The sequence below is a fragment of the Candidatus Palauibacter australiensis genome, assembly GCA_026705295.1.
In the GTDB taxonomy this organism is placed as follows: Bacteria; Gemmatimonadota; Gemmatimonadetes; order Palauibacterales; family Palauibacteraceae; genus Palauibacter; species Palauibacter australiensis.
On sequence record JAPPBA010000186.1, the window covers coordinates 1 to 12,771 of the forward strand.

Sequence of the window (12,771 nt, forward strand, 5' to 3'; positions counted from 1 at the left end):
CGAGACGGGGGCGTGCCGCTCGCCCACCCGCCACAGTTCGAGGTCGATGGGCGCGGGGGGGATGAAGGCCTCGTTCACGTAGACGTCGATCTCGGAGGGATGGTCGACGGCGACGAGGTTCACGCCGTCCACGTAGATCGTCTCCCACAGTTCCTCGGTGATCTGCATCACGTACTCGCCATCCAGCGGCTGGAACACGCCGTCGGGGAGACGCCGGTACTCCTGCGAGGGGAAGGCGGGGGCGTAGGCGCGCAGGCCGCCGCCGAGGATGCCGAGGGGCATGCCGAGGGCGCTCTTCCACATCATGTCGCCGACGAACTCGAACCCGTCGCCGTCCCACACGTAGAGCATGGGGCAGGAGCCCTTGAGCGTCTGCTCCTCGACGAGATCCTGGTCGGTGCCCGGGAAGTAGAGGTCCTGCGGGACGCCGTTCGGCCAGTAGACGCGGACGACATCCGCCTTCAGGCGGCCGTCGAGGCCGATGAGAGTGGTGGGGTCCGTGACGGTGTGGACCTGGAAGAGGTCCCCGGCCCGCACCTCGACGCGCGCGCCGATCCCGAAGCGGTTGTTCTTGCGGCTGCCCTCGCCCAGCCCCGCCAGGTCGAGCCGGAAGTAGTGGTTCGCGTTGCCGCCGTCGTTGCGCAGGAGACGCGGATTCCCGTCCGCTCCGAGGACGAGGAGGTCGGCGTCGCCGTCCTCGTTGTAGTCGAACGAACGAACGGAGCGAAGCGCGAACGGCAGATCCGGGAGGAAGTCGTCGGCCGCCGCCAGCCGCCCTTCCCCTTCGTTGCGGAACAGCCGGAGCCCGGAGCCGGACGGGGCGGCGGAGGCCGGGGGCGTGCCGGCGACGGCGAGGTCCAGCCGGCCGTCGTTGTCGAAGTCGATGAAGAGCAGGTCGCGCGGGGCGAGGCCGTTCAGCGGCACAGTGGCGGCGAGCGTGAAGGCGTCGGAGGGGGAGCCGTGCAGCAGGCGGACCCGGTCGGCGCCGGCGGCCGCGATGTCGAGCCAGCCGTCTCCGTTCACGTCGCCGATCGCCACGGCCTGCGCGGGCTCGGACGCCGCATCCGAGAGGCGCTCAGTCCGCTCGGCGAAGGTGGCGGCGCGCTCGTTGTCGAGGAGGCGAAGGCCGCCGTCGCCTTCCGCGAGCACGATGTCGAGGTCGCGGTCGTCGTCGAGGTCGCCGAAGGCCGCGCCACGCGTGTCGGCCTCCGCCGGGCCTGCGAGGCCGAAGTCCGCCGCCATCTCGGCGAAGGTGAGGTCGCCGTTGTTGCGGAAGAGGCGGTTCGCGCCCGTGTGCGGCTCGAACACGTCGAGGTCTCCGTCCTGATCCAGGTCCGCCGCGAACACGCCATGGGCCGCGGAGGTCGCCGCGCCGGCCGAACCAGCCGCCGGCGGGAGCGCGATCTCCTCGAAGCCTCCGGCCGGGTCGTTGCGGTAGGCGCGCGGTGCGCTCCCGGCGAACCAGGCGTCCAGGCGGCGGTCGTCGTCGAGGTCGGCCCAGATCGCGGCCGCGGCGTCGCCGGCGTCGATGGCCCCGACCTCGTCGGAGGCGTCCACGTAGCGGCCGAGGTCCACGCGCAAGGCGCGCCCTTCCCCGTCCCGGCTCCACAGGAGGTCTTCGTCGCCGTCCCCGTCCAAGTCGCCGATCGCCGTCGCGGCGGCTACCGGTCCCTCCGCCGCCACCCCTGCTTCCGACGAGGGGGCAAGCGCCGCGAGCCCGGCCAGGTCGGACGCTTCGGTGTAGCGCAGCGCGGCGAGCACGGCCTCCGGCTCCTGGACGCGGAGGGTGACGAGGAAGCTGAAATTGAGTTGCGCGACGCCCGCGAGGGGGCCGCCCGGCTGTCTCAGCTCTTCGAGGCTCGCCTGGTAGGGCGAGGTGACCTCGAATGCGGCGCGGAAGTCGGCGAACTGGCTGATCGCCGTCGATGCGTCGCCATCCAGGAGGGCATCTTCGGCGGCCTCGAAAGCCGCGCGCGGCCCGGGGCGGAAGTCCGGGGCGACCTGCCGCAGACTCTCGATCGTGCCCAGGGCGGCGTCGAGTTCGCCGCGCGCGAGTTGCGCATCGGCGAGTTCGGCGAGAGCGGCCAGGTTGCCCGGCGCGGCCGCCGCCAGGCGCGCGAGAACGTCCGCGCGGGCATCGGAGTCCACTCCCGACGCCCGGGCCTCCACCTCCGCCAGCCCCCACAGGCTGCGCGCGTGGCCGGGGTCCGCCGCCAGCGTCTCGTCCAGCAGCGCCCGCGCCTCCCCGAAGTCGCCCGTCTCGGTCCGCAGCGTGGCCAGCGCCAGCGTCAGCTCCGGATCGTCCGGCGCCCGCTCGCGCGCCTCGAGGAGGCTCTCCTCGGCCGCCTCGTAGTCCGCCGCCTTGAGCGCCGTGAGGCCGAGTCCCGCGTACCCCGCGGCCTCCGCCGGCGCCATCTCGACGAGGCGCTGATAGTCCGCCCGCGCGTCCTCCAGGCGGTCCTGCTGGAGCGCCGCGTCCGCCGTCCCGCGCGTCGCGAGGATCTCCGCCAGAGACGCCTCCGGCACCGGCGCCCCCGCCTCCCCGCAGCCAACGATCAGCGCGAGGAAGGTCAACCCGCGAACTCGGATCGGGGCCGGACTGCCAGACCGCTTCGGTTCCGTCAACGCACACTCCTCCCGTCCATGGAATTACGCGAACCGCCCCGCCGCTTCGAGCGCCGCCGGAAAGCCCGATACCGCCCTAACTTACCGGCCGCACCCTCTTCTTGAGCACGAAGAGCCCCTCGCGCATGCTCGTGACGATAATGGTGCCGCTCTCGAAGAACGGATACGTGCTCCACGCCCCGCCGAAGCCCGGACCCTCCTGATACGGGGCCGTGTCGAAGAAGCCCACTTCGCGCGGGTTCACGGGATCGGAGATGTCGAGCACATGGAGGCCGTAGCGGTAGTTGGCCTGATACGCGAAGCCGTCCTTCAGGTAGAGATTGTGGGCGCTGGCGGGAAGCGAGCCCATGAACTGGTTGACGAGCACCGGATCCTCCAGGTCGCTCAGGTCCCAAATCAATGTCCGCGTGGTTTCGACCGCGCCGGAGATCACGTCGGACTCGTCGTCCTGATAGAAGTAGCGGTGATCGGGAGTGAGCCAGCCCTGGTGGATGTAGGCGGCATTGGGCGACGTCGCGCGAGACACCGCGTAGGGGTTCTCCTTGTCGGTCACGTCGGCGATCTGAAAGTACCGTCCGTTCGAGTTGAGGCAGATCTCGCGCCCCTCGTATCGTTCGTCGGGACCCCGGTAGAGCACGCACTGCGCGTCGTGGGTGCCGCCGTCCTCCTGAAAGCACCCAACGAACTCGGGATTCCGGGGGTCGTTGATGTCGATCATGTGAAGACCGCCGCCGCAGGATTCGCGCCCCGCGCCGCTGCCCACCGCGTAGGCGAACCCGGTTTCCTCGTTGATCACGATGTTGTGCGAGCTCGCCACCCCACGGTAGTGGACGTCGGGCTCGAAGAGCGCGGGCATGTCGCCGGGCGCCACGTCGCGCAGGCGGGTGAGGTCGAAGACCTGCATGCCGTGGTCGCCCGCTCCGTCGGCCACGATGAAGGCGTGGTCCTTGTACGTCTTGATGTCGCGCCACAGCTGCGACGGGGGCGTGCCGTCGGGTTTGGGCAGATCGCCGACCAGGACCGGACGGGTGGGATCCGACAGGTCGATGAACGAGGTGCCGTCGTTGCGTCCCACCAGCGCATACTCGCGTCCGGTCTCTCGGTCGGTCCACCCCCAGTTGTCGTTGGCGCGGACGCCCCGGGCGCTGCCCTCGGCCCGCAGAATGGAGTTGGGAATGAACGCGAGCAGCTCGACTTCGCTGCAATCGAAGGGGCCGACGCTGCCCTCCACGCAGCGGCGCTCCTCGCCGACCATGCGCTCGAGGGCATCGGGGGCGCTTGCGAGCATGCCCGCCGCCGCCCAGCCGGGGCCGCTGTCCTCGAAGAGGTGGACGGAGCCCGACTGATGGTGCATGCCGGGCGCTCCAACCGCCGCGAGCGCTCCGTCCGCGACCACCAGTCCGCCGAAACGGTCGCGCTCCACCGTCTCTTCGCGAGGGAGGGCGATGCGGCGCGGCCGCCGGGGAAGGGTGCCGTCCGCTTCGGCCTCGTAGACCAGGACGGCACCGGTCTCGTTCTCGCGCTCCGTGGGCGCACCCACCCACACGTCGGGTCCGGAGAAGGCGACCGCCGCGCCGAAGCGGTCGCCCTCTGCGCCGCCTTCGAGCACTATCCGCTCCTCGGCCACCCACGAACCGGAGCCGACCTCCCAGGCGTACACGAAGACCGCCCCGCGATCGGCGTCCGCGCCCGGCGCGCCGATCAGAAGCCGGTCGCCCTCCGCAGAGAGCGCGACACCGAAGCCGGAGCCCGCGCCTTCCGCCGACCCTATCGATCCGGTTTCCGTCCAGCCGTCCCCACTCAGGTCGAAGCGGTAGACGCGGCCCGTCCCCTCGCGGCTCTCGCCCCGGGCCTCGCCGCCTCCCTCGATCCGCGGACCCCAGCCCGGAGCACCGACGAGCAGGCCGCGTTCCGTAAAGGCCACCACCGCTCCGAAGCGGTCGCCCGGGCCACCGCCCGAAGGGCGCAACTCCGTCCGCTTCGTCCACCGGCCGTCGGCGCCGCGCCGGTACGCGTGGATCGTGCCCGCCGCGCCGGCATCGTCCCGGACGTCCGGCCCCCCTCCGCCCGGACCATCGGCCGGGTCGGGCGTGCCCACCATCAGCCACTCGCCCTCCGCCGCCAGCGCCAATCCGAAGTCGGTCCCGCAATAGCCGTCGAAGCGGCAGTCCGGCGAAAGACCGCGGACCTCATCGGCCGTGATCGCGTCCCGCCATACCCATCCGCCGCCCTCGCCACGCCCGAAGATCTGGATGCCGGTCCCGCGCACGCCGACGAAGAGATGGTCGCCGGCGGCGGCCAGCACCGTGCCAAAGCCATCGGCGATCTCGGGGTCCGGCCCGCGAATCACGCCGGACTCCATCCACCCCTCCTCTCCTCTTGTGTACACATACACGGCGCCGGGGCGGAAGTTGGTGGTCGGCTCGGCTACGAGGAGCTCGCCTTCGTGGATCAGCACCGAGTGGCCGAACGAGCCCGACTGGCCCGCGACCGGAGTGCCGGCGAAGACGGCGGCGGCGCACGCGATCACGAAGAGCAGGGCGGGCTGCGGCGTGGCGGGACGGAGGGCGGCGGCGAGGCGCGCGGGGCTCGATGGGGTCATCGCGGACGGTCTCCTGGAGGCGGGTCTTGGCGGACGAATGATCGGTTTCGGACGGCGCTCGCGCCAGATGCCATCGCCCTCGCGACGGCCGCCGCCGCGCCGGCGGAGGGCTACTCGCGGATTGTGAGTGCCGCGCCCGCCTCAACGGGTCCGGTGACGGTTCGGGCACCTCCGGGCCAGACGACGACGACGCTGTCGGCGCGCGCGCCGCCGCCCAGGCCGGCGAGCACGGGGTTCGCCTCGGACTGTGACAGGTAGGACGAGGCGGTCGAGACCACGAACCGCTGCGCTACGTCTCCCACGAACACCCGCACCGTCGCCCCGACGGCGCCGAGATTCGGCGCCGCCCCCTCCAGGCGCAACCGCACCCAGCCGGGGCCGGGCTCGAGGTCGTTGCGGAAGAGCTTCGCCGGCCCGCCGTTCGTCGACACCACCAGGTCGAGGTCCCCGTCCCGGTCGAAGTCGAGCGTCGCCACGCCCCGCGCCACGATCGGCTCGTCGAACCCTCCGCCCGCCATCGCGCCGGCGTCGATGAACCCCCCGCGCCCGTCGTTACGGAACAACTGCGGCGGCTGCGCGAAGGTCACGTCTCCCTGGATCGCCTCGATCTCCGGCTCGATGTGGCCGTTCCCGAGCACGAGATCCACGTAGCGGTCGAGGTCGAAGTCCGCGAAGCGGAGCCCGAACGTCAGCGGAAGCAGCGTCGACCGTGTGAGCCGGGCCGACCCGGCCAGATCCTGGAACAGTCCCGCCTGGATCTGCGTGAACAGCGATACGGGCTCGTTGGAGAAGTTGCCGATCGCGATCGAGAGTTGCCCCCGGTTGAGGATGTCCCCCACGTCGACCCCCATCCCGGCCCGCGCCCGGCCGAACTCGTCGAAGGCGACCCCCGCGTCGAGCGCCACGTCGGCGAAAGTCCCGTCTCCCTCGTTCCGATAGAGGAAGTTCTGGTAGGTGTCGTTCGCGATCGCGACATCGGGGAGGCCGTCCCCGGTGAAGTCGTCGATGACGATGCCGAGCGATTTCCCCTCGGGATTCTCGAGGCCGGATTCGGCCGTTACGTCCCGGAAGCGCCGCGCGGGGGTCTGGTCCGTGGCGCCGGGGTCCGAGGAGGCGCCGGCCCCCGCCGACGCCGGCTCGTTCCGCAGGAGGCGGCAGGACTCGCCGTTGTACTCCTCGGGGGTCGCGTAGGACTTGTTCACGCCGTCGCGGGTGAAGAAGAGGTCGGTCTCCGGCGTCCAGTCCACGTAGTTGCAGACGAGGAGGTCCAGCCAGCCGTCGCCGTCCGCGTCGAACCAGGCCGAAGCCGTGGACCAGGCGGGATCCGTCGCGCCCGGCGCGTTCCCTGCCGTACCCGTCACCGAGGTCACGTCGGTGAATCGTCCCCCGTCGTTCCGGTACAGCCGGTTGTCCCCGACCGCCGTCACGTAGAGGTCCGTGTCCCCATCGGCATCGTAGTCGGCCGCCGCCCCGCCCATGCCGTAGATGGGCCGGTCGAGGCCGGCCTCGCGCGTGACGTCGCGGAACGTCCCGTCGCCGAGGTTCCGCAGGAGCGTGGACCGGGCCCCCCGGTCCTCCGCGCGCCCCTCCCAGCCGGTGCTGTTGACGAAGAAGAGGTCGGGCCAGCGGTCCCCGTCGTAGTCGAGCACGACGACGCCGCTGCCCATGGTCTCGGGCATCCACTTCTCTCCGAAGGCGCCCGTGGCGTGGACGAAGTCGACCCCCGCCGACGCCGTGACGTCCGTGAAACGGATCGAGGTCGTCGCGTCGCTGCCCTGGCGCGCCGTGAAACTCGGGCGCGTCTGGGTATAGGACGGCGCCTCCGCGTCTTCCGGTTCGTCGGGACCGCAGGAAATCGCCGCCGCGAGGAGGCAGATCGAGAGGGGTCCGACGCGGCGAACGTTCATCGACCTCCGCCGCCGCCGGATCTCGCGATCGGCCGCAGTTCGTGCGTGCGGATATCCTGTGCCATCAGGTTCACGCCGGGGTTCTCCGCCCTGTAGGCCCTCGTGATCGCCTGCGCCGCCTCGTCGATCCGGTAACGCTCGAACGCCGCCTCGCCCAGCGCCGCCTCCGCGTCGCGCCCCAGCGCCCGCAGGCTGAGCATGCGGTTGTAGTGCGCCTGCCGGTGCTCGGGGTCGATCGCCAGCGCCCGGTCGAACGCCTCGACCGCCGCCTCGTACCGCTGGTCCAGGTACCGCGTCCTCCCCAACTGGAACCAGGCCTCGCGATCCTCGGGGAAGGCATCGAGCACCGCAAGGTACGCCGCCTCGGAGGCTTCGTACGCGCCGTCCTCCTGGTGCGCGCCGCCCCAGACCCAGGCCACGCGCGGGTTGCCCGGTTGGATGGTTTCGGCCCGCTCGAGGTTGTCGAACGCGTCGTCGAGGTTGCCGGCGATGAGCGCCATGCGGGCCAGGTTGAGCGGCCCGTCCACCCGGTCCGGGAAGAACTCCGCCACCCGCTCGAAGGGGCGCTCGGCGAGCCGGTCGTTCCCCTCCCGGAGGAGGGCGATCCCGTAGTCGTTGTAGCGGACCCAGATCTCCTCATCCTGCTCCTCGATCGCCACGGGATCGACGCGGCCTCCGACCCCGATCACGACCTCGTCGCGGGCGATCTCGGTGATCGGCAGGTCCGGGACATCGTCGAACTCCGCGAACCCCTGCGGGTTGGCCCCGAACGCGAACTCCGTGTAGGCCCGGTCGAACTTCCGCCACAGGAGGCGCGCCCGCGCCGTGAGCGACCCCTCGGGCAGGTCGGGCGGCAGCGTGATCCGGTAGTGGGCGACGTCCGCGCTCCCGGGGCCGATCACGTTCACCGCCGCCGTCACGTGGATGTCCTGCGCGTTCCGCTTCTGGATGGGACGTCCTTCGCGGTCGAGGATCACCGACTTGAAGAAATGCGCCATCGGATCGAGGTGCCCGTCCGCGCCGATCTCGCCGCTGATCGCGATCCGCCGGCCCTCGGCGTCCACCAGTTCGAACTCGAGCCAGCCCTCGTTGGAGTCGTTCGTCCCGCCGGGGAAGGTGTGGCCCACGCCCTGGTTCCGGACCACGACCTCGAACATGACCGTCTCCCCCGGAGACACGCTCGGAGGCGAGAGATCGAGCCCCATCTCGGGGTCGTCGTTGGGACCGCGCCGGATGGCGAAGATGTCGACCCGCAGCTTCTCGTCGCGCAGGAACTCCTCGATGCGGCGGATCGTCGCCGTGTCCCCGCGCAGGAAGGGGAGCGCCGTGTTCACGGCCAGGAAACGGTGCGAGCGCACCATCCCGTCCTCGGCCGAGACGTCGCCCAACGGCGCCTCCTCCGGCGGCATGTGACAGTCCTGGCACACGCGCGCGGCCGCGGGCAGGTAGAAGGTGCGCGAGGCGTTCCGCGCCACCCCGCTGTCGTGCCACGCGTCGTATTCGTTCTGTCCCCGCAGCCAGCGGTAGTTATTCACGGGCTCCGTGAGGCTCACCTTGTGGCAGGTGGCGCAGAACTCCGACGTCGAATGGACCGGCTTCAGGAGTTGCGCCATGTGGACGGAGGGCTTCGCCTTGAGCGCCGCGTCGTGCAGGTAGGCGCCGAGCGTGCCGGCCTCGGCGTCGGCGAACAGGTAGGGGTCCTCCTGCTCGTCGGCGATGTTGTAGTTGCCGTTGCCCGTGTTGTCGTGGATGCGGTCGATCGCGTGGCAGGCGAGGCAGGTGAGCCCGGCCTGCGCCTCGACCGTGGCGGGATCGATCGGCGCGTCCATGGCGCCGGCGAGCATGAGCGCGGGATCGTGGCACCCGCTGCACCACTTGCTCTTCACGCGCCCGGCCGCGTCCGGCTCGAGCCCGAACTCCCGCAGGTGCGCGATCACCTCCGGCCCCGCCTCCAGCGACCCCTCCCGCATGTCCTCGATCGTCGCCGTATAGAACGGGTTGTTGAAGGAGGCGAAGCGGTGCGCGGAGGTCGCCCACTGGGCCGTCACATCGGGGTGGCAGCGCACGCACTGGGTGGCGCCGATGAGTTCGTCCGCCGCGAACCCTCGCCGCTCCACCTCCGCGCGGACGCGCGCCGCGCGCTCCCGGGCCGCCTGCGCGGCGAGTTCCCCCGCCTCCGTGCGGGTGATGATGCGGGAGGGCAGGTAGGTCCCCGTGCTCGTCGTGGTCGCGGCCGGGAAGAACGGACTTTCGGGCGGCACGAGCCCCGTCGGGACGAAGTCGGCGTCGACGAAGCGCGACACGTCGCGGTCGCGGCCCCCCGGCCCCTCGTTCAGGCCCTGGGCGAGCGCGGCCTCGGCCTCCGGCGTGAGTTGCAACCCGCGGTGCGTGAAGCTGTGCCACGCGATGAGGACGAAGAGGACGGCGCCGGTGGCGAGCGCGAAGCGGCGCGCCCGCACGCCCGGCGGACGGGCATAGCTCACGAGCCGGTGCCCGGCGTAGGCGGAGACGATGAGGACGGCGCTCCCCACGTGCGCCCACCACGCCCAACTGTTCTCCCGGCTCGCCGCCGCGGTGAGGATGAAGAGTCCCGTGAGGACGAGGACGCCGCCCACAAGCCCCATCCCGATCCCCGTGAGAATCGAGGCGCGGTGCTTTCGCTTCCACACCGTCGGGAGGTGCGCCGCGAGGAACCCGAACATGACCGCCGCCAGCAGCAGTCCCACGCCCGTGTGCGTGAGCACCATCGCCTGGAAGAGCTGGGGGAGCGAGTTCTCCCCCACCGCGAAGAACTCCAGCCCCAGCCCGTCCGCGAGCCGGTTCGCGAGCAGGTACAGCGTGTTCGCCAGCATGAACACGGCCACCCCGAGCCCGAACCGCAGCCAGCGCCGCTGCCCCGTCCCCAGGATGGAACGCAACACCGGCCGCCCCCGCCGCGGCGGGATCTCGACGCCCGTCTCCCGTGTCATCTTCCGGTCTTCATCCGGCCCACTTCCGCTCATGCGTCAACGAAACCGCGCACGGACGGTCCGCGCAACCAAGACGGGCCGCCACGATAGATTGTTTGGCTGCCGACGAAGTCGCGTCATGGATGAGGTGGTGGGGAGGACCGATGAAAGTGCGGTATCTGCAGTTCGCAGGGCCTGAGGTACCGTTCGTGAACGGCGACGAAATCGCCGCACGCCTGAATCCGGACGCGCCCGACGAAGCCGCCCAACGGGCAGGCCGGATCGCGCTGAAGCGGATGGAGTCGTACGTCGCGAGACGGACTGACTTCGCCTTCGAGACGACTCTCAGCGGCCGATCCTATGCGCGCCGCCTCGCAGGGTGGCGGCGGCACGGATACCGGATCGGGTTGATCTACCTCCGGTTGCCATCGGCGGACCACGTCGTCAGGCGGGTCGCCCAGCACGTCAGCGAGGGCGGTCACGACATTCCCGAGCCGGTCGCCCGTCGTAGGTTCGAACGAAGCTGGGACAACTTCGTCGAATTGTACCGTCCCATTGCAGACGAATGGCAGGTCTACGACACTTCGAGCCGGTCCCCGATCCTCGTCGCCGCATCGGAGCGAAACGACATCCTCCCGCTCCTTCCCAGCGGGTGGCGCATCCGAGAGTTGCCTACCGCGGCGGATGCAGACGGGCGGGACCTCCCGGTTGACTTCGCGAGGAGAAACGCCATGACGGAGGACAAGAGACAGGCTCCCGACAGGTTCCCGGAGGGAGAGCCTTCGGTAAAGAACGTGATGATCGCCTTGAAACAGGCGCGGGACGACGCGCTGGCGCGCGCAGCGGCCGTTCGGCGACGGGAAGCCGAGGCCGCACGGGCCGAGACCGCATCGTCCGCCGCCGAGGACTGATACGGAGCGATGAGTACAGAAACCGTCGTCATCATTGGCTCGGGCCCCGCCGCGTGGACGGCGGCGATTTACGCGGCCCGGGCGAACCTGAATCCGCTCGTGTTCGAGGGCGCGGGGAGTCGCACGATGATCCCCGGCGGGCAGCTGATGTTCACAACGGACGTGGAGAATTATCCCGGTTTCCCCGAAGGGGTTAGCGGCATCGACATGATGTTGGACTTCAAGAAGCAGGCGCTGCGTTTCGACACGCGCGTGTTCACCGAGGACATCGTGGAGGTCGACTTCTCGAGCCGACCCTTCCGCCTGCGCTCGTCCGGGAAGCAGGAGGTGCTCGCGGAGACCGTGATCGTGGCCACGGGTGCCAACGCGCGCTGGCTCGGCGTGCCGGGCGAGGAGCGGCTCGCGCAGAGCGGCGGCGGGGTGTCCGCGTGCGCGGTGTGCGACGGCGCCCTGCCCGTCTTCCGGGACCAGGTCCTCGCCGTCGTGGGAGGCGGCGACAGCGCGATGGAGGAGGCGCTCTACCTCACGAAGTTTGCGCGCGAGGTGTTGCTCATCCACCGGCGCGATGAGCTGCGGGCGTCGCAGATCATGCAGGAGCGGGCCTTCGCCAGCGACAAGATCCGCTTCCTCTGGAACCGGACCGTGGAGGAGGTGTTCGGGGACGAGGCGATCACCGGCATCCGCCTGCGGGACACGGTGACGGGCGAGGCGTCGGACGTCGAGGTGGGGGGGATGTTCGTGGCGATCGGCCACATCCCCAACACGGCGTTCCTGCAGGGCCAGGTCGACCTCAAGGAGAACGGCTACGTGGACATGCCCACGCCGTGGCGCACGGATACGAACGTGCCCGGAGTGTTCGCGGCGGGCGACGTCATGGACGACTACTACCGGCAGGCGGTCTCGGCGGCGGGCACCGGCTGCATGGCCGCGCTGGACGCCGAGCGCTTCCTGGCCCACAACGGCTCGGCCGGCTGACCACGGCCCAGGCGTCCCGGACTTCGGCCGGGGCGTCTCCCGAGGGCGGCCGCGGCGCCCCGCGTCACCCGTCGGGCATCCGGGTCGGGATGGGGTGGCGGCCGCCTCTGCGGTAGATCCTGAAATCGCCGTCCAGGGTGAGGACCACGCTGCCCGGGTGGTGTTCGGACATCTGGACGAGGCACGCATCCGCCAGGGACATCGGGACGTCGTCGTACTTCTTCATCATCCGCGCGACCGCGGCGGCCTCGTCCGCCAGCCGGAACGACACAGCGAGAACGCCCCGCTCGACGAGCGAGACCACGGCTTCCGGCGCTCCGGCGCCGAGACGCTGCGCGAGAAAGCACGCCTCGGCGATGACGGCTTCGCAGGTAAGAAACGGGGGTTCGACGCGGGACCACTGTTCCCGTGCCCAGCGGTGATGTCCATCCCGGGAGTTCAGGAAGGCGATCAGCGGGCCCGTATCGAGAATGGTGCCGGGTTTCACCGACCGAAGCCGCGCATGTAGTCGGGGTTCGCCGACAGGTCCTCGGGCCCCTGGAAGGCGCCGGCGAACTCGGCGGCCCGGGACAGGGCGGAAACGGGAGGCATGCTTCCCTCCCTGTGCAGGAAAGCCTCGAGGACCTCGCGGATCAGCGCCGACCGGCTCACCCCCCGCCGGCGCGCAGCCTCGGAGACCTCCCGAGCGAGGTGTCCCGGCATCTTCAACGATATGGGTCTCATTCCGGCCCGCTCCCTGTCCTTGGGTACTACGTTTTGTCGTACTACTATATTACGATAAGGAGTATTACGTAGGGCACGAG

At 70.6% G+C, this 12,771-nt stretch carries 8 protein-coding genes; 2 read left to right on the plus strand and 6 right to left on the minus strand.

The genetic code is table 11. From position 1 onward, the window contains the following. From OXN85_15550 to OXN85_15565, 4 genes are all read right to left on the minus strand, one after another. Positions 1 to 2,574 (minus strand): FG-GAP-like repeat-containing protein (locus OXN85_15550; protein ID MCY3601382.1); only part of this gene is annotated, 2,574 nt, incomplete at its 3' end. Between the two features lie 127 nt (positions 2,575 to 2,701). Beyond that, the gene (locus tag OXN85_15555; GenBank protein MCY3601383.1) at positions 2,702 to 5,227 is read right to left on the minus strand and encodes a choice-of-anchor B family protein; all 2,526 of its coding nucleotides are present in this window, start codon (positions 5,225 to 5,227) and stop codon (positions 2,702 to 2,704) included. A gap of 110 nt (positions 5,228 to 5,337) precedes the next feature. Continuing rightward, positions 5,338 to 7,134 carry a CRTAC1 family protein gene (locus tag OXN85_15560; protein ID MCY3601384.1) on the minus strand — a complete coding sequence of 599 codons (1,797 nt, stop codon included), beginning with the start codon at positions 7,132 to 7,134 and terminating at the stop codon, positions 5,338 to 5,340. Beyond that, entirely contained in the window at positions 7,131 to 10,103 is a 2,973-nt protein-coding gene (locus OXN85_15565) for a tetratricopeptide repeat protein (protein MCY3601385.1), read from the minus strand. The genes OXN85_15560 and OXN85_15565 overlap by 4 nt, the downstream gene beginning before the upstream one ends. Before the next feature lie 188 nt (positions 10,104 to 10,291). Between OXN85_15565 and OXN85_15570 the strand changes: the two genes are divergently transcribed. Further along, complete coding sequence (locus tag OXN85_15570; GenBank protein ID MCY3601386.1) at positions 10,292 to 10,993, plus strand: hypothetical protein; 702 nt, start codon at positions 10,292 to 10,294, stop codon at positions 10,991 to 10,993. A gap of 9 nt (positions 10,994 to 11,002) precedes the next feature. Further along, positions 11,003 to 11,968, plus strand: a complete 966-nt coding sequence (gene trxB / locus OXN85_15575; GenBank protein ID MCY3601387.1) for a thioredoxin-disulfide reductase — start codon at positions 11,003 to 11,005, stop codon at positions 11,966 to 11,968. Between the two features lie 64 nt (positions 11,969 to 12,032). Here the strand turns inward: trxB and OXN85_15580 are convergent, their stop codons facing one another. Both OXN85_15580 and OXN85_15585 read right to left on the minus strand, forming a co-directional pair. Beyond that, positions 12,033 to 12,455 carry a PIN domain-containing protein gene (locus OXN85_15580; GenBank protein MCY3601388.1) on the minus strand — a complete coding sequence of 141 codons (423 nt, stop codon included), beginning with the start codon at positions 12,453 to 12,455 and terminating at the stop codon, positions 12,033 to 12,035. Next, on the minus strand, positions 12,452 to 12,691 hold the full coding sequence (locus OXN85_15585; GenBank protein ID MCY3601389.1) for a ribbon-helix-helix domain-containing protein: 240 nt from the start codon (positions 12,689 to 12,691) through the stop codon (positions 12,452 to 12,454). Before OXN85_15585 ends, OXN85_15580 begins: the two co-directional genes overlap by 4 nt. Between the last annotated feature and the right edge of the window lie 80 nt (positions 12,692 to 12,771).